We start from the raw sequence: 23,422 nt of genomic DNA on the forward strand, positions 1-23,422 counted from the left end.
TTGCTTGCGTCAGGCCGCGGCGGCCGCCGCCTGCTTCTGCGTCGAGAGGTACGACGCGAGTTCGGGCCCGAGTTCGCGCTGCGCCTTGAGATAGGCGTGCGGCGTAGCGATCCCCAACCGGCGCCGCGCCGCCTCGATCGGTTCGGCCATCAACGCCTCATAATCCTCGCCGATCAGCCATTTGGCCTTGCGACCATGGCGATAGCCTTCCCACACCGCCTTGGTGAACAGGCGGCTGCGCGTGACCTTGAGACTCTTGAGCGATGCCGCGCTCGCAATCCATGCCCAGCCCAGTCCGCCGACCTGCGCATAGCTGAACGCGACGAGGCACGCCTCACCCAGACTCTCGTCGGCCTTGTACCCGGTCATCACGTGCCAGATGTCGTGCACATCGCGCGTGCGCCGGCCGAACCAGGCATAAGGATGCGCCAGCTCGTCTTCGCGGATGACCTTGGACACCTCGGCCAGCCCATCGGCCGAATAGCCCGTCGTCGCGAGAAAATCGCGATACGCCGCACCGACCGTGCCGGGCGCGAACTGCGCGATCCATTCCTTGTCGGTGAACCGCCGCGTCAGTTCCACGCGATCATAAGCGGTGCGCCCGCCCTCTTCGGTCGCCAGCAGCCGAGCATAATTGCGCTCCGCATTGCCGGCGTTGAGCGCCTTCATGATGCGGAACACCTGCGTCGTATCATCGCCATTGGCGAGCAGCTTGCGGATCGCATCGAACGCGGTCCGCCAGTCGCGCCGGCCATTGGTGCCGGGAAAGGGAGGGAGCTTGGCCATGAGTCGATCCTTACTTACACTCATGTAAATAAGGGTCGGGGCTCAACGAGTCAAGCCGCCCCCATCACACCCGCATCGGCATCAGCACGTACAGCGCGGGCGCCTTGTCGTTTTCGCGGATCAGCGTGGGCGCGGCGGCATCGGCCAGGTGGACCTCGATCAGATCGCCTTCGAGCTGCCCGAGGATATCGAGCAGATAGCGCGAGTTGAAGCCGATCTCGAACGGCAGCGAGGTATAATCGCCGGGGACTTCCTCGGCCGCGGTGCCGTTTTCGGGGCTCGTCACCGACAAGGTGATCTTGTCCTTGTCGAGCGCCATCTTGACCGCCCGCGTCTTTTCGGTGGCGATCGTCGAGACGCGATCGACGCCTTCCTCGAAGCTGCGCGGATCGATCTTGAGGATCTTGTCGTTGCCGGTCGGGATCACGCGGCTGTAATCGGGGAAGGTGCCGTCGATCAGCTTCGAGGTCAGCACCGCCTGCCCCAGATCGAAGCGGATCTTGGTGGTCGAAAGCGACACGCCCACCGACCCGTCGATCTCATCGAGCAGCTTGCGCAGTTCGCCCACGCATTTGCGGGGAATGATCACGTCGGGCATCCCCTCGGCGCCATCGGGGCGCGGCACGGTGACGCGCGCGAGGCGGTGGCCGTCGGTCGCGGCGGCCTTCAATACCGGCTGCGGATCGTCCGACACATGGAGGAAGATGCCGTTGAGGTAATAACGCGTCTCTTCGGTAGAAATCGCGAAGCGCGCCTTGTCGATGATCTGCTTGAGCGTCTCGGCGGGCAGTTCGAAGGTCGTCGGCAGTTCGCCCTCGGCAATGACCGGGAAATCGTCGCGCGGCAGCGTCGCGAGATTGAACCGCGCGCGCCCGGCGACGATCGCCATCCGCCCCTCGGCGGCCGAAAGCTCGACCTGCGCGCCTTCGGGCAGCTTGCGCGCGATATCGAACAAAGTGTGCGCCGACACCGTCGTCGAGCCCGGCTGATCGACCGCCGCGGCCACGCTCTCATCGATCTGGAGATCGAGATCGGTCGCCATCAGCCGGAGCGTGCCATCGGCGCGCGCCTCGATCAGCACGTTCGACAGGATCGGGATAGTATTGCGCCGCTCGACCACCGACTGGACGTGGCTGAGCCCCTTGAGCAGGATGGCGCGTTCGATCGTGGCCTTCATCTGATTCCCCCGGGGTCGTGCCCGTTGATCCCCGTTCAAGCCCGTGGGCGGGGACGATTTTAGAGCTCTTCCTTAACGTAAAAAAGGGCCGGAGCAAGCGCCCCGGCCCTTCAAAAGCGTCACGAATCGTCGTGTGGCCGATTAGAAGCGCAGCCCCACGCCCGCCACCACCTGGTGCCGATCGGTGTCGACGCTGAAGTTGTTGGTGTTGGTGCCGTCGGCGAATTCGAGCCGCGCCTTGCCATAATTCGAATAGCGATATTCGAGCTTGGCATAAGCGTTGGTGCCGACCGCCTGCTCGACGCCCGCGCCAACGCGGTAGCCGTCGAGATTATAATGACGGCCGGTTTCGGTCTGGCCATCGCTCGCGGTCAGATCGAGCCGCTGATTGGTGTAGCCACCCTTGGCATAGACCAACGTTGACGGGCCTGCGCGGAAACCCGCACGCGCGCCGATGTACAGATCGCGGCCCGCCTTGACGCGGCCATAACCGAAATCGTTGGTATCGACCGGGCCGTTCTTCACCTTGGCGGTCGACCCCGAAATCTCGGCTTCGGCACCGATCACGGCGTTGCCGACGCCGATGTCATAACCGGCATCGACGCCATACAGCAGCCCGTTGGCCGATTCGTTCTTGCCGGCAATGTCCGAATCCTCGGTGCTGCCCGGGCGCATCACGTCGTAGCCGGCGATCACGCCGATACGCGGGCCGGTGAAGGTCGCGTCCTGCGCCAGCGCGGGGGCGGCAAAGCCACCCGCGGCGGTCGTGGCGGCAAGCGCGGTGAGAAGAAGCTTACGCATAATAACTCCATACAAGTCCGCCCCAGGGGGGTTAGGGCGGACAGCGCAGATAGGGGCACCGGGCGCGGCTTGCATTAACCTCAGATAAACAAGGAAATCCGTTGCTTTTGCGCCACACGGGCTTGAAAGAGGGGGCATGAGTTCCAATCGATCCGGCCGCGATTTCATCGCCCGCCACGGCGAAACGGTGTTCAACGCCGCGCGCCGCCTCCAGGGTCATCACCCCCATACGCCGCTGACCCGCGCGGGCTTTGCGCAGGCCGACGAGATGGGCCGTGCGCTGCGTCGGACGCTCGGTGCCCGCCCGGCGCTCGCCTTATGGGCGTCGCCCACCGGCCGCGCGCTGCAAACGCTCGCGGTGATCGCCGAGCATCTCGAACTCGACTGGCACCGGGCCGCGACCGATCCCCGACTGGGCGAGATCGATGTCGGCAGCTGGGGCGGGCGTTATTACGAGGAGCTGATCGCCGATATCGGGCCGATGTTCGATGCCGAAACGGGAATCCTGCGGCCCGCCCCCGACGGCGAGGCGTATCCCACGATCGCCGACCGGCTGCGCGGCTGGCTGGCCGACACGCACGATGCGCCGGGCGACCGGCTGGTCATCATGCACGGCATTTCGAGCGGCGTGCTGCGCGGGATGATGACCGGACAGGCGCCGCTGCCGGCGATCGGCGCCCCGTTCGCGCGCGCGCTGCCCCAGGGATCGGTGGTGATGATCGACCACGGCGCCGAAACCATCGTGCATCGCGGCCTCGGCCACGCACCGGCGTGAGCATCATGCCGCCGATCCTCGCGCTCGCCCTCGCCGCGACGCCGCAGGCGATCGGTATCTATGACGGATGGGGCGCCTTTCGGGACGCGGCCCGTTGCTATGCGATCGCTCAGCCCGTCAGCGGCAGCGCGGCGGCCCGGATGGGCGCCTATGCGAGCGTTTCCACCTGGCCGCGACGCGGCATCCGCAACCAGATCAGCGTGCGGCTGAGCCGCGCCGCCCGCGACGGTGCGCCAATGACGCTGAGCATCGACGAGCGCCGCTTCGATCTCGTCGTGCGCGGCGATCGTGCCTGGGCACCCGATCGCGAGACCGACGCGGCGATCGTCGGCGCGATGCGATCGGGCCGCAGCATGAGCATCGAAGGGGTAAGCGCCAATGGCCGCGCCTTCGCCGATGTCTATGCGCTTCCCGGCGCGGCCACCGCGATCGACGCGGCGGCATTGGAATGTCTGGGTTAGATGCGGCACCGGCCCGCTCCCCCGCCCCACCACCCAGTCAGCATAATGTCTTGGGCGGTGGGGCGGGGGAGCGGGCCGGTGCCGCTTCCACGAAACGTGGACCAACTCTAGGGCGTGGTGCTGCCGGTGAGGATTGAACTCACGACCTCAGCCTTACCAATCAGGACTGACATAATTTTCCAATGTTCGCCATCGTTTCCTGCGGTACGAAAGTCTTTGATTTTAGATAAGAAACTTGAAATCCAAGCTCTCCAGAGTACGATTTTCTTCGCCAGATATTTGGTTCGCGTGATTCCGCAGTGATTCCGCAGCCTGTCTGGGCCGCTGGAGGTTGGAATGGTGAATCTCACGAAAAGAACTGTCGAAAACGCGGTTGCAACGGGCAGGGATATGTTTCTCTGGGACGATGTTGTTCGGGGTTTCGGGGTCCGGGTTTTCCGATCCGGAAAGCGAAGCTACCTCGTGCAATTTCGGGTGGGCGGCAAGCTCAGGCGGTCCACGATCGGTTCTCATGGAATTTGGACCGTGGAAACGGCCAGGAAGCAGGCCAAGGTTCTGCTTGGCAAAGTGGCCGGAGGGATTGATCCAATCGATGAGAAGGAGCGAGCGACGCTAACGGTTGCCGCCCTCTGCGATCGCTATCTCAACGAGGGGTTGTTCACGGCAAAAGACAGTTCGATCAGCCAGGCCAAGTCGAACATCGAGAACCATATAAAACCGTTGATCGGATCGCGCCTTGCAGTCCATCTCTGTCGAGCGGATGTGCAGCAGCTCATGCGCGACATTGCCCAGGGCAAGTCCGCCAAAGTCACAAAGCGAGGGTCCCGGTCAAAATCGAGAGTTCGCGGTGGCAAGGGAGCGGCAAACCGTACCATCGGCACCTTGAGCGCGGCGTTTTCGTTCAGCGTCGATGCCAACCTACGGGCGGACAACCCGGTGCGTGGTGTGAAGAAATACCCCGAGAAGAAGCTTGAACGATTCCTCTCGCCTGCCGAACTTGCCGCGCTCGGTGGTGTCCTTGCCGCAGCGGAGTCTCTCGGCGTCGAGAATCCATATGCTATCGCGGCAATTCGCCTGCTCATTCTGACGGGGTGCCGGAAGAACGAAATCCTTGGGCTGAAACGGGCGTGGGTCGATAACTATCACCGCTGCCTCCGCCTTCCCGATAGCAAAACCGGGGCAAAGGTCGTTCATCTCGGCGCTCCTGCTGTACGACTGATTGCCAGTCTCAAGCCTGTGGCCGGTAATCCCTATCTTCTTCCGGGGAACGCCGAGAGCAAGCATTTGGCTGATTTGAAAACCGTTTGGGGGCGCGTTCGCAAGGCTGCCGGGCTCAATGATGTGCGAATTCACGATCTCCGACACAGCTTTGCATCGATGGGTGCAAACAACGGCGACAGCCTGTTGGTGCTCGGGGCGCTGTTGGGTCACAAGAGCGCGAAGACAACCCAGCGTTATGCCCATCTCGCCGACCATCCGGTCAAGTCTGCGGCAGATAGAATTGCAACGACGATCGCGGAGTATCTCGACTCGTTGGAAGACTCAGCGGCCGGGGAGCCCGTATTTGGTCTGGAAGCGAGCCAGCCAGTCCAGATGGATGGATCCGACGCGATGAATCCAATTCTGGGTGTAGCGATCCGGACGAAGTGGCTCGACACGCGCGCCGCGGCCGTGTTCCTCGGGAAGACCGTTGGCACGTTGCAGACCTATCGCTGGATGGGAACTGGCCCCGAGTTCACCAAGATCGGGCGGCGCGTGGTATATTCGCGAGACATCCTAATCGCATGGCGGAATGCTGACGGATCGCAACTATCGTTAGTCGATGAACGCCTCGCTGCCTGAATGGGCAAGAAACCAGCACGCCCCGCCTCGAGCGACTGGACGGCGATATCGAGCTGCTGGAGAGGATCGAAGATGCCCCGTTCTGATCGAGCGCCTTTCCCAGCGTGATGTAGCACTGCGATTCCAGGATAATGGACGACGTTGCAGAAGGCTGGCGCTTGCGAGATATTGATTCGCTCTGAGAACAAATCTCAACTGTGGGAGAGATTCAGCGACGACCGCGCCATTCGACAAGCTGTCCGAACGACAACGCATTTATCTGCGCCATGTGTTCCAGCATCGGACGTCGGACGAGATCGCGCATCTCGAAGGGGTCAGCGCGCGTGCGGTCGACAAGCAGCTTCTCCTCGCCAAGGATTTGTTGGGTGCGACGAGCCGATTCGAGGCTGCAAGGACGTTCGCCGCGTTCGAGGCAGGGGTAGAAAGATTCTACCCTGCAAGCATTGCACCTACCCGGCCGGAATTCTGGCCGCTTCCATTGCCGGTGTCGACCAAGCGGGCGGCGTTGAACACCTTGTCGTGGCGGCAGGTGCTGGCGTGGGGGGCGATCATCGGCATTGCCACCCCGATCGCCCTGACTGTCGCGGCCATGGTGCTCATCGCTCTCTCGCTGCTGCTCGGCATCAACCCGAGATGAACGGCGCCGAAGGTGCCATCGGAGAGGAATATGGAAACGCTTAAAATCACAAGCAGGGTCATCGCAACCGAGCTGCGTCGAGCAGAACGGTCGATCAATCTGGCACAACGCGACGTCGCGCAATTCCTGCTGACGACGCTGGACGCAACCGAGGCGCATGACCTTTCGCCTGCAACATCGCTTCGTACCGTGCGTGCGACGTTGGGCGCGCTGACCGCGCTTGCCGATGGGCAGGGCCAGATGTCGGTCCGCGCCCACATCAGCGCCGAGCGGGCGGGACTGGATCTCGGGCTCGACGAAGCCGCCTGGGGCTCCGGCTCACCGAAGCCAGCCCTCGGTGCGATGGAAGAGGCCGTGGCAGCTTGAACGGGGTTCGGACTTCCGCATGAGTTCGGAATGGCTCCTCGCGGCGACATACAATGTCGTTCTCCTTGGAGTGTGCGGCTTTGCGCTGCTCCGCGGGGGCCGTCCCGAACGCATCGGTGCGTGCATCAACTTGCTTGGATCCTATCTGACGACCGGATTGAGGCTGGCGGATTCGCACTTCAATGCCCCGGCGGAGATCGTCATCGTGGTGATCGACTTCAGCGTAACCGTTGGCTTCTTCTGGCTGGCGATCACCACCGTGCGGTTCTGGCCGATCTGGGCATTCGGGTTCGCGGTGGCCAACATCTCGACGAATGTCGTCGGCGCTTGGGTGCCGCGAGTGCCACTCTTTGCCTATCTCACGGGTCTTGGGATCTATGCGTACCTTGCCCTCGGCGTCCTGCTGCTAGGCACACTTTCTCTGCCTCGCTTCGCCAGTCCCTGGCTGCGGAACGGGGGCCGCGACGCGCGGTTCCCGGTGGAGACCCGACCCACGCCCGATCCTGCGAATGACGCAGCAGTTATAGAACGGCCTGACGCTCAACGTGACAATTGATGCCACGGGTCTCCAGAAGGAAAGGCGTGCCACGGAGCTTGCGGGTTGGATACGCGCCCAGGGCCATTGCATCGAGATATGCGTATCAACCTGGCGGAAGATCTCGGCGGGCGAATCCTGTCCGCGAAATCAACAGACGATCTCCATGAGGCGCTCTTGCGATCGGCGCGGGAAATCGGCTTCGACCATTTCGCGCTCGCCCTGGAGATCGGTTCTGGAGGCGACGCCGGGACATCGGTTCTGATCCACAATTATCCGTCGTCCTGGGCCGACGTGTATGTCGGTTTCAATCTCGGAGCCAGCGACCCGATCCGACGCGCAGCCGAACGCAGTCTATTGGGGTTCCGCTGGGGTGACGTATCGACGCTGATTCCGATCAGTGATCTGGAACAGGCGATGTTCGATACGGGCCGCCGTCACGGCATCGCAGACGGATTTACCATCCCGAGGCATTTGCCCGGCGAGGTGACGGCATCGTGCAGCTTTGTGACCGGACCGCGCACTGGGCTGCCCGAATCCATGCTGTTGGTAGCAGAACTGATTGGCGCGTTTGCGATCGCCGGCGCTCGTCGGATCGCGGGCTGGGCGCCATCGTCCGACCGACCCAAGCTGACCGACCGCCAGCGGGATTGCGTATTGTGGGCGGCGCGCGGCAAGTCAGACTGGGAAATATCGCGCATCCTCGGAATCAGCCACGACACCGTGACGACGCACGTGAAGGAAGCGCGGGATCGCTATGATGCGCACAAGCGTTCGTCGCTCATCCTGTGGGCTCTGTTCGACGGCTTGATCAGCTTTGCGGACATCTTCCGATGGCGGGAGAAAGCGTGATCGAACGGTCATCGCTCGCCCGGTCATCCCCCCATTTCTGGGTATGGGCGAACTGCCCGAACCGATGCTCTCCTGCGCGTGCGGATAGCCCGCGTGGGAGAGCAGGATGTTACGAGCGATCGAGAAGAGGCGCCCGATCGATGAGAATGCAGCGTTGCGGGCGATGTTCCGTGCCCGCAAAGAAGTCTTCATCGACTTGCTTCAATGGGATTTGCCGGCGCTCGCGGGCGAGTTCGAAGTTGATCAATTTGACAATCAGGATGCTGAATATCTCATCCTGATGGGACGCGAGGGAGAGCACCGCGCGTCGGCCCGGCTGCTGCGGACCGATCGCCCCCACCTCCTCGGCGATTTATACCCTCATCTGTGCGCCGGGCCGATTCCATCCGGACCGACGATAAGGGAGATTACGCGCTTTTGCCTTGATCGGCATCAGCGCGCGGCTGAGCGTCGTGCCGCCCGCAATCAGCTTGTCACCGTGCTCGCCGAATATGCGCTTGAGAACGGCATCTCCGGCTATACCGGGGTTGCCGATCTGGACTGGTTCGATCAGGTTCGGCGCTTCGGTTGGACGTGCGAGCCGCTCGGCCAGCCCGTCGATCACGGTGGCCGTTGGCTCACGGGACTGCACATTGCCGTCGAGCCTGATACGATCGAACGCCTGCGCCGTGGCAATGTCTATGCGGAGCTGACCTATTCGCTCGCCATGCCGACGGCGGGAGGTGCCCGGTGAAGCTGGTCCCCTCGTTCGAGCATGACGCCGGCGATTGGTCGGCGCAGCTATTGCGCGACGGCTATTGCATCATCCCGGATGCGCTGCCGCGGTCGGTGCTTGGTGCCTTGCAGCGCGATCTCGACGAGGACTTCCGCGCTACCCCGCTATCGCAGGGACGGTTCTACGGCGAGCGGACGAAGCGGTTCGGCAGCCTGTTGCGCCGCTCAGGGCGGACATCGGCGCTTGTGATGAATCCGACGATCCTGACGATGGTCGAGGCGGTTCTTGGGTCGGCCTGCGATCGCATCCAGCTCAATGTCGCGCAGGCGATCGAGATCCATCCCGGCGAGGTTCGCCAGTTCCCGCATCGCGACCACGACATGTGGCAGGGTGACAAGGGCGCGCACGAATATTTGGTCAACGTGATCTGGCCACTGTCGCCGTTTCGGCGTGAGAATGGGGCGACGTTGATCTATCCTGGGAGCCACGGCTGCGACGGGATGGCGCGCGAGGATCTCGGCGATCCGATCGCGCCGGAATGCGATCCCGGTGCGGCGATCTGTTTCCTCGGCTCGACCGCGCACGGCGCCGGGGCGAACCTGACCGATCTTCCGCGTCGCGCTATTGTCGTGGGCTATTGCCTAGGCTGGCTCAAACCGTACGAAAATCAGTGGCTCGCTTATCCTCCCGCGATCGCGCGGACCTTCCCACGCGAGCTGGCCGCGCTGGTCGGCTATGTCCAGCATCGCCCCAATCTCGGCAATTATGAAGGCCAGTGTCCGTCGATCCTGCTGCGAGACGAGATCCCGGGCTGCATCGGGGCAATCGACGCTTTGCGGCCGGATCAGGAGGCGATGCTGGCGAATTTCTCGGCCGAGGACGAACCATGAGCCCGGCGCATGTCCTCGAGCCGACTTATGACACGCTGCGGCGTCGGTTGGTCGCTGGCGACTGGCCGCCGCGTTGTAGGCTCGAGGCAGCGCGGTTGGCGGAGGAACTCGGTGTCAGCATCACCCCAGTGCGTGACGCCCTCAATCGCCTGACGGGCGAGCGCCTGGTCGAGGCGGAGCCGGGCGAGGGGTTCCGCGTTCCACGCCTCGACGGCGCTGAGCTCAGAACGGCATTCGCGTGGCACCATCGGTTGATGGCAATGGCGATCGAGTGGCGGGGGGGACGGTTTCCGGCGATCGACATACCGCAAGGCCATGATGGGATCGGAGAGCGTACCGCCTTGCTGTTCGGCTCGATCGCCGCGACGGCGCACAATGGCGAGTTGAACTGCGCGGTCAGCCAGGTTGCGGCGCGCCTCAACCCCTATCGGCAATTCGAGCCGAAGGCGCTCGATGACCCCGAAACCGAGCTTGCCACGCTTGAAGCGCTGACCGGCGGCCGGTCCCGCGCTGCGTTGCTGGAGGCGCTCGGCGACTATCATGCGCGCCGGAAGGCCGCCGCTGACCGGTTGGCTGAACTCGTGCGCGGTGAGGACTTGTGACTGCGCTTGACCTGAAGCGCGAAATGACCGGGCGGTGACAACGCGCGTTGGATGCACGCACCGGCGCCTTTAGCTCAGCCTGGACATGCGCGCCAGCTACCCGGTCATGCCTTCCGGGGGAGGCCCGGAAGGCATTGAAGATATTAGGTTGGCGGCCATGACAGGCAAGCTGAAAACGGCGCCGGATTGGGGTGGATTTCTGCGCGATAGATTGCGCCAAGCTCCGGTTCCCAACCTGTATTGGTGCCGACATGTCAGCAATCTTTGCGGCGGTTTCGACTATCGCGCGGCCGGTAAGCTCCACGAACAGAACGCTGCTGCATGGAAGTCGGCCGCTCTGGCCAGATATTGCTTTTTCGTCTAGGCTGACTCATGCTCGCACCGCGTCGCGACATTCTGGCAGCCGCGGCGCCTCGACCATAGCCAGGCATTATGAACGACAGACCAGAACGGTCCGTCGGCCGCATCGAAATCACGGCGCCGGATTGTCGCCTGGTCGCGGCATGGCCCTGGGAGTGCGGCAGACCGACACCGTTCGGGCTGGACGATGCCGCGTAGGGCCGTCTTGTGTCTTCCTCGCCTTGCCCGCCTTTGTCTCCGAATCGTCCGCCGCTGTCGGCCTCGTCCGGTTGTCATAATAGCCGATCCGAGTTTGCGGCGGTGGAGGTCGACGCGCCGCCGGTGCCGACACTCGAAGAGATGTTTCGGGCCGAGCGGGCGCGCATGCTCCGCTACATTGCGCGCCGCGTTGGCTGGGATCAGGCGCCCGACGTGGTGCAGGAGGTTTTCGCGCGCGCTGCCGGCAGCCAGCAGGCGCCGCAGCTCGCCAATCCGATCGGGTTCATCAGAAGAATCACCCGCAATTTGCTGATCGATATGGCGCGCCACCGCGAGAGGAACAAATTCGTGACGTTTCCCCTGGATGATCAACGCGACCTTGGCGTTGCACCCGAACAGGGACTGGATATCGAGGCGCGGGATCTTTTGCGTGTTTACAACGAGGCTGTCGCGCGCTTGCCTGAGAAGACGCGTCAGGTATTGCTGATGCGCAGGGATGATCGGCTGAGCTATCAGCAGATTAGCGAGGAACTCGGCATCGCGGTGGATACGGTGAGATATCACGTCAAGCGAGCGAATGCCTATATCGCCTCGGCAGTGGAGGCGCATCGATGAGCGATGAAAATTGGCCGGACGACATCCAGCCCACGCCGCTCATGGAGCAAGCGACGTCATTGATCGCCGATCTCGATGAAGATCCGTCGCCGGAAAATCTCGCGGCGTTGAAGGTCTGGTATGAGGCATCGGCGGATCATCGGCGGACTTTCGCCTCGGCGATGTTTTCGTCGGTGATGGAAGAGTCCACCCGCCGTCGGATCGAGGAAACCCTCGGGCGCGGGTTCGAGATGATGCCAAACCTTCCCGGCACAGACGTCGGTGAGACGCAGGCTGGCGATGCGGCGCCGCGTGCCCAACCGTGGGGACCGCGGAGATGGCCGAGGGAAGCGCTGCCATCCGCCCGAAGCCGCAGACGCCGTCTCGTCTGGATCGGCATAACCGCAGCGGCCTCGGTCGCCGTGATTGTGCTGGCGGTCGGAGGAACATCGAATTCCGTGTTCAGCCCGATCGCGACGCCGGCAATGGCGCAGACCTTCGAAACCGGTCATGCGGAGATTCGGTCGTTCGCTCTATCGGACGGTTCGGACATGACGCTCGACGCCGACACGCGCGTGGATGTGACCATCGATCGTGATCACCGCCAGGCCCGTCTTCGCCAAGGTCGGGCGCGATTCATCGTCAAACCTGATTCGCGGCCGTTCACGATCGAGGCGGCGAACGGGAAGGTGGTATCCGGCGAGGGCACGGTCGATGTGCAAGTCGACAAGGCGCACCAGGCGGACATTCGGCTTCGAGCGGGCGTCGCGAGCGTGCAAGTCGACGGGCGCGACACCAAGCCGTTGGTGGTTGACCAGCCGATCGTCTTCTCGGCAGCGAGCATGGGGCCGGCACCTGTCCTGGCGCCACCGGATGATATGCGCGATTGGCCGTCGGGCTGGGTTGAATACCGGACGATCGCGCTGGGCGCGTTGGTGGCGCAAGCCAACCGTTACGCCAAGGCGCCGATCATCCTCGATGATCCGGGCCTTGCGACCTTGCAGGCCTCCGGTCGGTTCAAGCTCACCGATACCGAGAACTTCGCCAAGCGTATCGCGGAGCCATTCGGCCTGCGCGTGTCTCGACGCGATGATGGAATACATCTGAGCCGATAAGATTTTCGGGAGGTCTCTGACCCTCCGAAAATCATCGTCGTCACCTTCCTTCCGAGAAGCGAGCCGAGTGTGCTCGCCTGGGAAGGACGGGGATAATGGCGGGCAAACGGTTTCATGTGATCGCGGTGCTGATGGCGAGTGTCGCGTGCGGTTTCGTACCTCAATGCGCTGCGGCCAGCGACCGGCAGGTCTATCAGTTCGATCTCCCGGCCCAGGATCTCGGAGATGCGTTGCGGGCCGTGGCAGCCAAAGCTGGCTGGGAACTCTATGCGTCGGCTGACGATCTAAATGGCGTCCCGGCGCCGAGGTTGCGCGGCACGTTCACGGCACGCGAAGCGGTCGAACGGCTCGTCCGGGGCACCAGCTTGTCGGTCCGTTTCGACAAGGGCGCAGTGATTATCCGGGGGCGATCGGCGGTAGCCGCTGGTAACGGCGACGAGAAGGACATTATCGTCACAGGGACTCGTATTCGTGGAGCATCGCCCTCCGAGCCCGTGCGCATAATCAGGAACTCGGAGATCGAGGCGCAGGGGTTCAGCGATTTGGGCGATCTCGCGCGGAGCGTCCCACAAAATTTCGGCGGTGGTCAAAATCCCGGAGTTGCCGGCGGTGGCAATCAAGGTGTCGGGAATGAGAATTCAAGTTCCTCATCGGCGCTAAACTTGCGTGGGCTCGGGCCGGCTGCAACGCTGACGCTGCTTAATGGGCACCGGCTGGCGTATGATACGGTGGCGCAAGGCGTCGACCTCTCTCAAATCCCGATGGTGGCGGTCGACCGCGTTGAGATCGTGGCCGACGGGGCTTCTGCGCTCTACGGATCGGACGCCGTCGGAGGCGTCGCCAACCTCATCTTACGTCGGGACTATGAGGGCCTCTTGACCAGCGCCAGAATTGGCGGCTCGTTGGATGGTGGCGGCACCCAACAGAAATATGATGTTCTTGCAGGCCATCGCTGGGGGTCAGGTGGCGAAATGCTGGCAGTCAGTTTTTCGGACGTCAGCGCAATAACGGCAGGACAGCGCGACTATACGCGTGGCCTCGATCCCTCCTCCACTCTTGTTCCGTGGCAGCGGCAGTTTAGTGCCCTTGGTGCGGGGCACCAGCGAATCACCGATAATCTCAGCCTAGAAGCCGACGCGCAGTTCAATCGCCGACTGACCGAATTGGCGGCGCCGTCGCTTACAACGAGCGATGTACGAACGAACGGGCTGCTCTCCCAGCCCGTCGTGACTTCGGGCACCGTGAACGCCACCCTCAATTGGGCAGTGGGCAATGGCTGGACGGCCACGGCGGCTGGAACTTATGGAGTGAGCAACAACCATATCTTCTCGCGCCGTTTCATGGCAGCCGTCGAGACGCTCCGCACCCAACTCAATTATGACAACAGCGTGGTGGTGGGCGAGGCGGGCGCCGAGGGCCCGCTATTCGAAATGCCCGGGGGTTCGGCTCGACTCGCGGTCGGCGGAGGCTATCGCCGAGTCGGACTCGACGTGCTCATCACTCAAACCACCGGGGGCGCAACGCGGACGACTACCGACATCACAAGTGGGCGCAGCGTCTTCTACGGCTATGGCGAACTTTCTCTTCCGCTCGTGGGCAAGGCGAACGCTCGCCCGTTCCTCAGCGAGCTTCGCGTCGATCTGGCGGGGCGCTACGAGGATTACCCGGGCAACGCGCACCTGCTAACGCCAAAGGTCGGGCTCGTTTACGCGCCTGATCCCATCTTCACGATACGTCTCAATTGGGGGAAATCGTTCAAAACACAGACTCTATACCAACAATACCAGGCTCAGCAGGGCGTGCTACTTGCGGCACGGACATTTCAGTCTCCGCCGTCCGACCTGCCGGTTTTGATAATCGCCGGCGGCAATCCGAACCTCAAGCCGGAAAAGGCTGAGACATGGAGTGCCGGAGCGACCCTCGCTCCAGCAGATGGCCTCACGCTCGACGCCACCTACTTCAATATCCGTTACCGCGAGCGTGTTGTTTCGCCGCTAACGAGCATCGTCGATGTCTTCACGAATCCAATTTATCGCGATTATATTCTGCTCTCGCCGTCCGCCGAACTGGTTTCGGCTGCGGTCGCAGAACTGCCGAACGGACTTTCCAATGCTAGCGGGGCGCCATTTGATCCTGCGGCGGTCGGCGCTATCGTCGATTCTTCCCTACAAAATGCTGCGCGCCAAAGCCTGCAAGGCGTCGACCTCACTGGCCGATATCGCATCGGGCTGTCGCGAGGTAATTTCATCCTCCTCGAAGGTTACGTGAGCTACCTGAAGAGTAATCAGCAGCTCAGCCCGGGTCGGCCCACTCTGCAATTGGCGGGTACGATTTTTAATCCGCCACATTGGCGTGGACGCGGTGGGGTGACGTGGAGGCGCGACAACGTGACACTCTCGGCTTTCGGGAGCTATATCGGGGGAACGGACGACACCCGATATGTGCCGCACACCCATGTCGGCGGCTTCACAACGCTTGATCTTGTTGGGCAACTTCGGACCACCGCATCGAGGGGCCCCTTCACAGGCCTGAAATTTGCGGCATCGATCGGGAACCTCTTCGACGCGAGGCCCTCGATCATCCGGAACTCGATCACGACCGATCCTCCGTATGACTCGACCAATTATTCTGTCACTGGCCGGACTATTTCGCTCTCGATATCGAAAGAATTCTGATGCGCGGTCTTCAGAGATTCTGTGTTGCCGGGGCAGTTGCGCTATTGTTGCTTGCCGGTTCGGCTTCCGCAACTACGTTTGATTGCAGGACGTATTTGATGGGCGGGACTGGCGTGGACGTGAGGCGCGCCGTTACAGCCAAGGATCTGGCCACGCTGACCGACATTGGATCCAACGGCGGCATGGATCGTGTGAGAGCGCTGTCAGTTTCCCCCGATGGTCGTCTGCTGGCGTTCCAGGTCCGCCGGGCAGATCCTGAACAGAATGAATATTGCACCGGCATCGTCGTCTTATCGCTGACGGCAAATGCAGGACCGCGGCTAATTGACGTGGGAAACGATCCCGTTCGGCTTCGGTACAATTTTCGAGGGAAAGCCGGCTTTCCAACCGGCGTCATGGCCACCATCGAGCCGCGGTGGACGCCTGATGGAAAGGCGGTGCTTTTCCTGAAGCGGTCTCGCGGCACCACGCAAATTTGGCGCGCAATGATCGACGGCAGCGGGTCCGCTGTGATTACCGCGAGCCAGGATGACATCGTCGACTTCTGGATTGTCGATGGCGGGGAGCTGTTGGCGTACCGCACGCAACCCGGCCTCAAAGCTGGGGAAGCGGCGATCGACGAGGAGGGGAAAAGAGGCTTCCACTACGATGGACGGTTCTCCCCAATGACCGAAAGTCGGCCGTTCGTGCCTGCGCCCGTTGCGGAGCAGACTTACACGATTCCGCTCTCGTCGTCCGAGAAGGCTATCGCGCCGATGCCGACACGACAACCGATCGTCAATCCGGACCAGGGCGGGATTGTCAGGCGCCGCGATGGCGAAACAGCCCAGTTGGTATCGAGTGGTAATGGCTCTCCACTAGCGGTGAGATTGGAAGTTCAACGTCCCGATGGATCGATGTCAATATGCAGGTCGTCCATTTGCGATCGCCACATTTCAGGACTTTGGTGGAGCGCAAATGGCCGCTTGAGATTTTACCGCCGCGAGGGATGGGGTGGTGAAGCGACGGCCGTGTATGAGTGGGCACCTGGTTCGGACCAGCCAAAGCGCATTTACCGGACGCAGGATTTGCTGACCAATTGCGCGCCAGTCGACGACGATGTGATTTGTCTTCGTGAGAGCGCGCAGCGCCCGCGTTACGTCGCCCGAATTTCCTTTAGAGAGGGCGCTGAAACCGTGTTGTTCGATCCCAACCGTGGCTTCAGCTCGCTCACTCTTGGAAGAGTCGAACGGCTGCATTGGAAGAACGACCAAAGCCTGGAGACATTCGGTGATCTTGTCTTTCCGGTCGGCTACGAACGCGGACGTCGTTATCCCTTAATCGTGGTACAATATGAATCGCGCGGGTTTCTTCGGGGTGGGACAGGAGACGAGTATCCGATTCAGCTATTCGCAAATAACGGCTATGCGGTTCTCAGCTTCAATCGACCGCCTGACATCGGTCTCTATCGCGATCCAAAGACAATCGCAGATGTCGAGCGCAAGGATCTGGAAGACTTCGCCGATCGACGAAGCGTGCAATCGGCGCTGGAGCGGGGCGTTCAGCTCATCATTGAGCGCGGCATCGCAGATCCCAAACGTATTGGCATCACTGGCCTCAGCGAGGGCGCCTCTTCGGTTCAGTTCGCGCTGCTCAACAGCAAGATGTTTCGTGTCGCTGAGATGAGTTCATGTTGCTGGGATTCATCGCTTGCCTGGCAAGTCGGCCCGAGGGCGATGCGGGATTTTTCCGCCATGGGCTATCCAGGCGTAATGAGCGATAGTGATCCGTTCTGGGACCGGATTTCGATCGCGAAGCGTGCCAAGGACATCAATGTACCGATCCTGCTGCAACTGCCCGACTCGGAATACCTTGGGGCGCTCACCGCTTATACCCGGCTTCGCGAACTGCGAGCTCCGGTCGATCTCTATGTCTTCCCTCATGAGACACACATAAAATGGCAGCCGGCTCACCGAATTGCGATCTATCGGCGGAGTCTCGCATGGTTCGATTTTTGGCTTAAGAACGTACGTCCGAAGAATGTTCCGGTAGCTGAGCTTGAACACTGGGAGGCTTTGCGCCGGGACCAAGCGTCGAGATCGGGCCAAGATGTTGCCAATGATCGATCCAGGCTTCGGTATCAATAAGTTGAAGAAGTCGAGTTTGCTCAGGACCGACATCAGGCCTTTCATTGAACAAGAGCTGCTCGACTTTCATACGGTCGATCAATCCGCGTCGAGCGAGATGACCATCCATGATGCGCTCGGCAATATCGTCGCGATGATGTGTAAAAAATTGAATCCCAAAACTGTCGGGGCCTCCTTTCGACATGCGATTTAGAATCCTGGAGGGAAGCGTGTCGGCGAATGCGATCCGAGCGACTGCCCGATTCCGTCCTTCGGCGCACCAGTGCCAGGAGGGTATAGACAAGCATTGTTCAATGATGGGCTGAGCCATCAGTGGATTGACCACGACGACGCCCGGGCAACGGTGCGATCCGTCAAGGTGGGCTTGGATGCGCAAAAGAGCGGCGACGTGGATCACTGATCCCCGTAGCGCTTTCGCAGGCGCATCGAGCCAGGGATGACTCAGTGGCTGGCTATCGAATTGCGCGAGAATGTCGTGCGCGATCAATCTGCGGTCGGGTTGCCAGACATACCGCGACCCTCGCCCCGCCAACCTGATCGCTGCGATGATCGCCTCAATCGCGCTGCAACCCGTGAGCAGGCAGATGTCTCGGATGGTCCAAACCGCGTTAACCATCCCTTGGTGGCGCACTCGATCAACGATCGCAGCGACTGATTGGGAAAAGGCGAAGACATTGTCACCTCCATTGCCGGTGAAGATCGCGTCTGCGCCTGCAGTTGCGGCAACTCTCGCCACCGTAAGATCATATGCAAGGGCCGGGCTTCGCCCGATCGGGCGGGGAAGTGCCGCGCAAGCCGACTTCGCCGTTGTCATGTCAGCGAGATCGTATCGAGCTTCGACCAACCTCAGCGAAAGATGTTCACACAGCTCTCGCGCGAAAACGCGCTCGTCGCCATCTCTACCGTCCGTTGCCAGCGTAACAGCAGTGAGGTCGGCTGACCGTTGGCGACAACTTGATACGACAATCGATGAATCGAGACCACCGGAAACAGTCACGAGGATGTGCTTGAATTGCCGCGACCAGGCCGAGATAGATGACTCCGTCACTCGGCGGAGGCGGACGGCGCATTCCTCGAGGTCGACATTGCCGTCGACGGCGACATGGTCCCACGGCGACCAGCGGTGAAAAACCTCGACCTTGCCACCTTTAACGTGAAGTTCGTCGCCCGGCAGCAATTCTTCGACCTGAGAAACCGCGGTCCGGATCGACGGAAGGCCGGCGCTGTATAAGCATCTCGCCAGATCATCCCATTCGATAGCCGGTCGGAGGAGCCCCGCTTCAACCAACGCAGGAACGCTGTTGGTTACCCACAATTGGTCGCCATTTTGAACATAGTAACAAGGCATCGCCGCGGATGGGTCTCGAAGGATCGCGTAACCAGCCTCCAGTCGACGAACCGCAAGGTATCCACCCCAGAATCGCTCAAGCAATGTCGATGTTTCGCGTGCGCTCAACGCTGCGATGAGAGGCCCATCGTGATCGTCGAGTGCCAGTCCCGGACCATGACGCGGAAATATGGTTCCAATCAGCCATGCCTGAGTGACTTCGGGCGTCGCAAAATGTCGAACGCAATTGCCAGCGACAAGGATTAGCCCCTCGGCCCAAGGTTCGATATTCCAGCCCATTGCCTCACCGGCGTAACGGGCGTTCGTGCTCACGGACGCAGAATCGCCGCCGAGGAACAGAATGAACTGTGAGGTGCTCATGTAATGAAGATGGGCTGGAAGTTTGATGTCCGGTCGATAGTGTCATTGAGGACGACGTCGCCGGCCTGTGCCCAGCAGTGCGCGGTGAAGGGATTGATAGATACGCCGATAACGAGATTTACGTCGTAGCCTCGACGACGGCATGCGCGGGCGAATGCCATCGTACGGGGAAGGCATTTCCCTTCTGCTTTGAGCAGGATTCCGGCAGTCCGAAATGCTTGGGCCAGCAAGCTCGCAAACACAGGATCGATCAGGGCATTTCCGCCGCCACGACCCTGGTGACGAAAGAGTCGCGCGACTAGCGAGAACGGCAAGAGGTGCAATAAGAGGCTTGCGAAAAGTTGCTCTACAAGCGCCCAAGCTATCAGAAAAATCCCTGGCTTGTTTCCAGTTACGCTCGACAAGAGATCAGTCGACGCCGGTGTTACAAGCGTTGGCCCCGCAATTTCCACGGCCTCTCCTTCACCTACCAGGAGGTTGGCGGTGCAAAGGTGGTTAATTTCTGCGGAGCTGGCTTCGTCGACACAGGTTATTGTTTGGACTCTCACGAAGATCTCGTCGAGCTTCGTGGGAAGAGCGAAATATCGTCCATTGGCGATATCGAGGAAGATGTTGCGGCCAACGATCACGCAATAGGTGAGATTGGGGCGGAGCCGATACACCATGGTTGTGGCCTCGAAGACGCGCGCGCCGGGGCGCGCGCGTCGGAGTCGATCGATTCAGAGATCCGGAATGAGGCGTTCGCCGCCATTGGTGTCGGCGAAGTTGACCTCGGAACCGCGGGTCTGCTCGGCGATCGAGCCGAGGTCGATCAGTTCTTCTTCTGAATGTTCGTGTTCGGCCATGATTACTTCCTCTCTTGGCTATCGCGACTCTGTAGAGTCGCAAATCGGAGCCTGCCGAAGCGGGAGGTAATCTTCCACTTTATAATAGGATTATATTTCAGTTATAATTGGCCGGACGAACAAGCATCTTCGGTGGCATGAAAAACATTGAATTGCTGCTTTCCGCTGGTCACTGGAGGCGGCACTTTGGCGGCGTGTCCGCACTCAGCGTTCCCTCCTCGCAAATCCCCGGTCGCTCGCCATGAAGCGTTCGACCATGGGTGAAACGAGGCGTTCTGCTGGCAGTGGTTCACTCAGTCCGGTATCTGTTGCGTGAGCCCGAGCATAAGCGAGAAGGTCACGATGGACCGCCGCCGGCAGCTCGATGGTGAGCTTTACCGGCTTTTCGTCCTCGATCGGACCGAGCTTCAATTTTGCCATTATTGGCCTCCCGAAATCGGTTCGAGGACCAGGTCACGAGTCACCAGCACACGCAGCGGAAAGCCCGGCCGGATCGTGATCGTCGGCGCGACATTAGCCTGACGCTGGACGAGTTGCCGCCCGGTCTGATTGATCGTGTCCTGGGAACCGTATCGCAGCGCACGAAGCAGCTCATCCTCGTTGTTGGTGGCAAACTCTGTCCCGACGCCGAGCAAGGTCGATACCAGCGCCGCCTTCAGCATGCTGCCCCAATGGTAGTTCGTGCCATCCTGAAGCCCGGCAAATCCGTGCGCATCCGCACCGGGCTGGCGGTCGAGCAGGATCGATCTGCCATCTGGCATGATCAAACGGTCCCAGGCGAGGAGCACGCGGTTCTGGCCAGCGGAGACCTGGCTGTCATATTCGCCGATCAGTCGCGCACCCTGTGGAATGAGCAGGATGCGTCCCGTCGGGCTGTCATAGACATTTTGGGTTACCTGGGCAGTGATCTGGCCTGGAAGGTCCGACCGGATTCCGGTGATCAGCGCGGCCGGGATGATGCTGCCGGCCTGCACGATGTCCGGCGAGACGGGGGGCGCTAGCCGCTCCAGGCTCGCGGTGGCGCGATTTCCGCCGCTCTGGAGGAACGCTTGCTTCGGCGCCTGATCCGTCGCGACCGGTGCGGAACTTTGGTCGCTCGATTGTCCGCCAGTCGCCGTCGATAGAGACGAGACGGGGATAACAGGAGTCGTGTCGAGCGCAGCCGAAGCGGCGGCGCTGCCGAGAAACAGCTTGCTGGTACGCGCGGTATCCCGCTCCTGCGCGGCGCGCTGGCGTGCCTGCTCCGCCGCCATGACTGCTGGATCGGCGGAAGGCTGTTTCCCGATCGGCGGGGTCGGCACATTCTTCCCATCGGCCTGCGCGCTGAGGATCGGACGACCAAGGTCGCCGGGAAGCGCCGGGCCGAGCTTTGGCACCTTCGAATAATCGCTGGGTGCCGAGGTGACGACGTCGGCCTTGTTCCTGGCGTGGGTGTTGTACAGGTTCGTCGCGGCGACGTGGCTTCGCGGCTGCAACGCATAGATCAGCGATCCGCCAATGCCCGTTCCAGCGACAATCCCGATGACTGCGAGCGTCTTCCTAGACAAGCGCATCACGCGCGGGGGATCGGGCCGGATGCGGAACGCCTCCGCGGCGTCGGTGTCCGATGCGGCTGGAACGGCTGGTTCGGTCTCGGTGGAGGCGGCGTCTTCCTGCTGCAGTTCGATGGTCACGATCCCCTCCGCCGACGGATGTGCTCGCGCCGGATTGTCACGCGCTGCTGGGCTTTCTTTGTCCCGAGCCGCAGCTCGGCCGCATCGAATAGCCGGTCGATCACCATGTAGCGGCCTTGCACCCGGTAATTGACCAACTCGGCGCCGCCATCGGGGCCGAGCACGAACACCGGCGGCATTTCGCCAGTAGCGACACTTTCCGGAAACTCGACATAGGTCTGCCGACCGTCGTCGAACACGCGAAGCGGCCGCCAGGGCGCGTGGTCGCCATCGATCCGATAGCGGAAATTGAGCGCAGCAACCTCGATGCCGGTACTGACCGGCGCGGCGCGTTCGGCGGCGACAGCGGCGTGCCGAAGCGCAATGAGCTCATCGTGCGGATAGGTCCAGGAGACGGCGGCCATGTAGGTGGCCGGGATGGCGCGCAATTCGAGGTGATAGGTGCGACGATCCGTGTTGATCACGACGTTAGTGGAAAGATCGGGCCGGGTTGGTTTCACGAGGATATGGACGCGTCGGGATGCCCCCTGCCCGCTGATCGTATCGCCGATGATCCATCGCACGGTGTCGCCCGCGGCAACCGGCCCCGGACCAACCAGCTCCTCGCCTTCTTGCAAGGCGATGTCCGTCACCTGACCGGGGGCGAGATATATCTGATAGAGCGCTCCATCGGCATAGGGAAATTGCTGGATGGCGTTGAGCCACGACGCGCGATCGGGTTCGACCCTCGCCGCGCTATTGGCGGCGCCGATCCGCTTGCGCGGATCTCGGGGCTCCGGCTTCGGCTGGATGGCCCGTACTGGCTTGAATTGCCCAGGGAGTGGAAGCGGTGTGGGTACCGCAATCACTTCGATCTTGTGCGACCTGGTTGGTCCGTCTTTCGACGCGGACGCTTGAACGCCCGCCGCAGTGGTCTGTGCCGGCGCGGGCGTGGTGAGGATCGCGATACCCGCGACCAGCAAGGCGGAGGAGAACGGACGCGCGGGAATGCGCGAGATATATGTCATTGGCTGAGTTCCTTTGACCAGTTGAGGGCGTCGACAAAGATGCCGAGCGGATTCTTGCGGAGGTCATCGGCCGTGCGTGGCGCCTGGTGGACTACCGAGAGGATCGAGGACCAGCGCGACGTCTCGATGAGCGATCCGTCCTGATAACGACGCTCAATCCAGGCCATGCGGAAGCTGCTCGGCGACGCCCTGATCACGCTGGAGACGTCGACAGCGACCTGGATCTTGCCGACCTGGGTGAACGGGTCATTGTTACGCGCATAGTCATTGAGGGCCTGCGCTCCCTTTTCCGTCGCGAAATCGTAGGCGCGAAGCCAATCTTGCCGCAGCACGATCGGGTCCGCCGGAATGGAGCGCACATGCTCGATGAACCGCGCGAGGTGCCAGGCGATCTGGGGATCGCTCGGCTGGAAGCCAGCCTCGGCAGGCGCCACGGCGCGGGCGTCGCCGAGCTTGTCCACCTCGACTACCCATGGCGTGATATGACCACGCGCCGACTGCCAGACGAGGCCGCCGGCAAGGCCGCCCGACAGGGCGAGGCATCCGAAAAAGGCGAGCCGCCAGTTCTTCGCCTGCACGCGGGCGGAGCCGATACGGTCGTCCCATAGTTGCGCCGCGCGCTGGTAGGGCGTCACCGCCTCGGGCGCCGTCCCATATCGGACAGATGGCCGTTGAAACATCG

Annotated in this window: 24 protein-coding genes and 1 pseudogene; 15 read left to right on the forward strand and 10 right to left on the reverse strand. The window is 61.8% G+C overall.

The window, feature by feature from the left end; all coding sequences use genetic code 11:
* Positions 1-9: 9 nt before the first annotated feature.
* The 3 genes from NFE57_RS08905 to NFE57_RS08915 form a co-directional block, all read right to left on the reverse strand.
* Positions 10-786: a Coq4 family protein gene (locus NFE57_RS08905; RefSeq protein WP_252135209.1), complete on the reverse strand. Its 777-nt coding sequence runs from the start codon at positions 784-786 to the stop codon at positions 10-12.
* A 64-nt stretch (positions 787-850) separates the two neighbouring features.
* Positions 851-1,963: a DNA polymerase III subunit beta gene (gene dnaN, locus NFE57_RS08910; protein ID WP_252135210.1), complete on the reverse strand. Its 1,113-nt coding sequence runs from the start codon at positions 1,961-1,963 to the stop codon at positions 851-853.
* Positions 1,964-2,104: 141 nt separating this feature from the next.
* The gene (locus NFE57_RS08915; protein ID WP_252135211.1) at positions 2,105-2,764 is read right to left on the reverse strand and encodes an outer membrane protein; all 660 of its coding nucleotides are present in this window, start codon (positions 2,762-2,764) and stop codon (positions 2,105-2,107) included.
* 136 nt (positions 2,765-2,900) lie between these two features.
* Here NFE57_RS08915 and NFE57_RS08920 point away from each other — a divergent pair, with 136 nt between their 5' ends.
* The 15 genes from NFE57_RS08920 (at position 2,901) to NFE57_RS08990 (ending at position 17,507) form a co-directional block, all read left to right on the forward strand.
* Positions 2,901-3,539: a histidine phosphatase family protein gene (locus NFE57_RS08920; protein ID WP_252135212.1), complete on the forward strand. Its 639-nt coding sequence runs from the start codon at positions 2,901-2,903 to the stop codon at positions 3,537-3,539.
* Between the two features lie 5 nt (positions 3,540-3,544).
* Positions 3,545-4,000, forward strand: a complete 456-nt coding sequence (locus NFE57_RS08925; protein WP_252135251.1) for a hypothetical protein — start codon at positions 3,545-3,547, stop codon at positions 3,998-4,000.
* A gap of 336 nt (positions 4,001-4,336) precedes the next feature.
* The gene (locus NFE57_RS08930) at positions 4,337-5,842 is read left to right on the forward strand and encodes a tyrosine-type recombinase/integrase (RefSeq protein WP_252135213.1); all 1,506 of its coding nucleotides are present in this window, start codon (positions 4,337-4,339) and stop codon (positions 5,840-5,842) included.
* Between the two features lie 268 nt (positions 5,843-6,110).
* The gene (locus NFE57_RS08935) at positions 6,111-6,479 is read left to right on the forward strand and encodes an RNA polymerase subunit sigma-70 (protein ID WP_252135214.1); all 369 of its coding nucleotides are present in this window, start codon (positions 6,111-6,113) and stop codon (positions 6,477-6,479) included.
* Positions 6,480-6,509: 30 nt separating this feature from the next.
* A complete protein-coding gene (locus NFE57_RS08940; protein WP_252135215.1) occupies positions 6,510-6,845 on the forward strand; it encodes a hypothetical protein in 336 nt (111 codons plus the stop codon).
* Between the two features lie 19 nt (positions 6,846-6,864).
* A complete protein-coding gene (locus NFE57_RS08945) occupies positions 6,865-7,401 on the forward strand; it encodes a hypothetical protein (RefSeq protein WP_252135216.1) in 537 nt (178 codons plus the stop codon).
* 78 nt (positions 7,402-7,479) lie between these two features.
* The gene (locus tag NFE57_RS08950) at positions 7,480-8,232 is read left to right on the forward strand and encodes a helix-turn-helix transcriptional regulator (protein ID WP_252135217.1); all 753 of its coding nucleotides are present in this window, start codon (positions 7,480-7,482) and stop codon (positions 8,230-8,232) included.
* Between the two features lie 106 nt (positions 8,233-8,338).
* Positions 8,339-8,965, forward strand: coding sequence for an acyl-homoserine-lactone synthase (locus NFE57_RS08955; protein WP_252135218.1), 627 nt, complete (start codon positions 8,339-8,341; stop codon positions 8,963-8,965).
* Positions 8,962-9,837, forward strand: coding sequence for a phytanoyl-CoA dioxygenase family protein (locus tag NFE57_RS08960; protein ID WP_382280106.1), 876 nt, complete (start codon positions 8,962-8,964; stop codon positions 9,835-9,837). The genes NFE57_RS08955 and NFE57_RS08960 overlap by 4 nt, the downstream gene beginning before the upstream one ends.
* On the forward strand, positions 9,834-10,439 hold the full coding sequence (locus NFE57_RS08965) for a GntR family transcriptional regulator (protein WP_252135219.1): 606 nt from the start codon (positions 9,834-9,836) through the stop codon (positions 10,437-10,439). Before NFE57_RS08960 ends, NFE57_RS08965 begins: the two co-directional genes overlap by 4 nt.
* A gap of 85 nt (positions 10,440-10,524) precedes the next feature.
* Positions 10,525-10,803, forward strand: a complete 279-nt coding sequence (locus tag NFE57_RS08970) for a hypothetical protein (RefSeq protein ID WP_252135220.1) — start codon at positions 10,525-10,527, stop codon at positions 10,801-10,803.
* A 296-nt stretch (positions 10,804-11,099) separates the two neighbouring features.
* Complete coding sequence (locus NFE57_RS08975) at positions 11,100-11,612, forward strand: RNA polymerase sigma factor (protein WP_252135221.1); 513 nt, start codon at positions 11,100-11,102, stop codon at positions 11,610-11,612.
* Positions 11,609-12,706: a FecR family protein gene (locus NFE57_RS08980; RefSeq protein WP_252135222.1), complete on the forward strand. Its 1,098-nt coding sequence runs from the start codon at positions 11,609-11,611 to the stop codon at positions 12,704-12,706. Before NFE57_RS08975 ends, NFE57_RS08980 begins: the two co-directional genes overlap by 4 nt.
* A 95-nt stretch (positions 12,707-12,801) precedes the next feature.
* Positions 12,802-15,381 (forward strand): TonB-dependent receptor plug domain-containing protein, encoded by a 2,580-nt coding sequence (locus NFE57_RS08985; RefSeq protein WP_252135223.1) that lies wholly within the window; start codon positions 12,802-12,804, stop codon positions 15,379-15,381.
* A complete protein-coding gene (locus NFE57_RS08990; RefSeq protein ID WP_252135224.1) occupies positions 15,381-17,507 on the forward strand; it encodes an Atxe2 family lasso peptide isopeptidase in 2,127 nt (708 codons plus the stop codon). The genes NFE57_RS08985 and NFE57_RS08990 overlap by 1 nt, the downstream gene beginning before the upstream one ends.
* 37 nt (positions 17,508-17,544) lie before the next feature.
* Here the strand turns inward: NFE57_RS08990 and NFE57_RS08995 are convergent.
* The 7 genes and pseudogenes from NFE57_RS08995 to trbF all read right to left on the reverse strand — a co-directional run.
* Positions 17,545-19,215, reverse strand: a pseudogene (locus tag NFE57_RS08995) (asparagine synthase-related protein); the annotation flags it as partial.
* Positions 19,212-19,880: a lasso peptide biosynthesis B2 protein gene (locus NFE57_RS09000; protein ID WP_252135225.1), complete on the reverse strand. Its 669-nt coding sequence runs from the start codon at positions 19,878-19,880 to the stop codon at positions 19,212-19,214. The pseudogene NFE57_RS08995 and the gene NFE57_RS09000, both read right to left, overlap by 4 nt.
* A 54-nt stretch (positions 19,881-19,934) precedes the next feature.
* Positions 19,935-20,060 carry a benenodin family lasso peptide gene (locus NFE57_RS09005; RefSeq protein ID WP_252135226.1) on the reverse strand — a complete coding sequence of 42 codons (126 nt, stop codon included), beginning with the start codon at positions 20,058-20,060 and terminating at the stop codon, positions 19,935-19,937.
* A 204-nt stretch (positions 20,061-20,264) separates the two neighbouring features.
* Positions 20,265-20,480 (reverse strand): DUF2274 domain-containing protein, encoded by a 216-nt coding sequence (locus tag NFE57_RS09010; protein ID WP_252135227.1) that lies wholly within the window; start codon positions 20,478-20,480, stop codon positions 20,265-20,267.
* Positions 20,480-21,733, reverse strand: coding sequence for a TraB/TrbI/VirB10 family type IV secretion system protein (locus NFE57_RS09015; protein WP_252135228.1), 1,254 nt, complete (start codon positions 21,731-21,733; stop codon positions 20,480-20,482). The genes NFE57_RS09010 and NFE57_RS09015 overlap by 1 nt, the downstream gene beginning before the upstream one ends.
* The gene (trbG, locus tag NFE57_RS09020; protein ID WP_382280114.1) at positions 21,730-22,740 is read right to left on the reverse strand and encodes a P-type conjugative transfer protein TrbG; all 1,011 of its coding nucleotides are present in this window, start codon (positions 22,738-22,740) and stop codon (positions 21,730-21,732) included. Before trbG ends, NFE57_RS09015 begins: the two co-directional genes overlap by 4 nt.
* Positions 22,737-23,420 carry a conjugal transfer protein TrbF gene (gene trbF / locus NFE57_RS09025; RefSeq protein WP_252135229.1) on the reverse strand — a complete coding sequence of 228 codons (684 nt, stop codon included), beginning with the start codon at positions 23,418-23,420 and terminating at the stop codon, positions 22,737-22,739. Before trbF ends, trbG begins: the two co-directional genes overlap by 4 nt.
* Positions 23,421-23,422 lie beyond the last annotated feature (2 nt).

Origin of the sequence: Hephaestia sp. MAHUQ-44 (genome assembly GCF_023806085.1) — a bacterium.
Lineage (GTDB): Bacteria > Pseudomonadota > Alphaproteobacteria > Sphingomonadales > Sphingomonadaceae > Sphingomonas.

Bases quoted from the DNA above. Each gene is read 5' to 3' on its own strand.
- NFE57_RS09005 (WP_252135226.1), bottom strand. From the start codon at position 20,060: ATGGCCGAACACGAACATTCAGAAGAAGAACTGATCGACCTCGGCTCG.
- NFE57_RS09010 (WP_252135227.1), bottom strand. From the start codon at position 20,480: ATGGCAAAATTGAAGCTCGGTCCGATCGAGGACGAAAAGCCGGTAAAG.
- NFE57_RS09000 (WP_252135225.1), bottom strand. From the start codon at position 19,880: ATGGTGTATCGGCTCCGCCCCAATCTCACCTATTGCGTGATCGTTGGC.
- trbG (WP_382280114.1), bottom strand. From the start codon at position 22,740: ATGACATATATCTCGCGCATTCCCGCGCGTCCGTTCTCCTCCGCCTTG.
- NFE57_RS08970 (WP_252135220.1), top strand. From the start codon at position 10,525: ATGCGCGCCAGCTACCCGGTCATGCCTTCCGGGGGAGGCCCGGAAGGC.
- NFE57_RS08980 (WP_252135222.1), top strand. From the start codon at position 11,609: ATGAGCGATGAAAATTGGCCGGACGACATCCAGCCCACGCCGCTCATG.
- NFE57_RS08990 (WP_252135224.1), top strand. From the start codon at position 15,381: ATGCGCGGTCTTCAGAGATTCTGTGTTGCCGGGGCAGTTGCGCTATTG.
- NFE57_RS08925 (WP_252135251.1), top strand. From the start codon at position 3,545: ATGCCGCCGATCCTCGCGCTCGCCCTCGCCGCGACGCCGCAGGCGATC.
- NFE57_RS08930 (WP_252135213.1), top strand. From the start codon at position 4,337: ATGGTGAATCTCACGAAAAGAACTGTCGAAAACGCGGTTGCAACGGGC.
- dnaN (WP_252135210.1), bottom strand. From the start codon at position 1,963: ATGAAGGCCACGATCGAACGCGCCATCCTGCTCAAGGGGCTCAGCCAC.
- trbF (WP_252135229.1), bottom strand. From the start codon at position 23,420: ATGTTTCAACGGCCATCTGTCCGATATGGGACGGCGCCCGAGGCGGTG.
- NFE57_RS08905 (WP_252135209.1), bottom strand. From the start codon at position 786: ATGGCCAAGCTCCCTCCCTTTCCCGGCACCAATGGCCGGCGCGACTGG.
- NFE57_RS08985 (WP_252135223.1), top strand. From the start codon at position 12,802: ATGGCGGGCAAACGGTTTCATGTGATCGCGGTGCTGATGGCGAGTGTC.
- NFE57_RS08955 (WP_252135218.1), top strand. From the start codon at position 8,339: ATGTTACGAGCGATCGAGAAGAGGCGCCCGATCGATGAGAATGCAGCG.
- NFE57_RS08965 (WP_252135219.1), top strand. From the start codon at position 9,834: ATGAGCCCGGCGCATGTCCTCGAGCCGACTTATGACACGCTGCGGCGT.
- NFE57_RS08920 (WP_252135212.1), top strand. From the start codon at position 2,901: ATGAGTTCCAATCGATCCGGCCGCGATTTCATCGCCCGCCACGGCGAA.
- NFE57_RS08915 (WP_252135211.1), bottom strand. From the start codon at position 2,764: ATGCGTAAGCTTCTTCTCACCGCGCTTGCCGCCACGACCGCCGCGGGT.
- NFE57_RS08950 (WP_252135217.1), top strand. From the start codon at position 7,480: ATGCGTATCAACCTGGCGGAAGATCTCGGCGGGCGAATCCTGTCCGCG.
- NFE57_RS08940 (WP_252135215.1), top strand. From the start codon at position 6,510: ATGGAAACGCTTAAAATCACAAGCAGGGTCATCGCAACCGAGCTGCGT.
- NFE57_RS08945 (WP_252135216.1), top strand. From the start codon at position 6,865: ATGAGTTCGGAATGGCTCCTCGCGGCGACATACAATGTCGTTCTCCTT.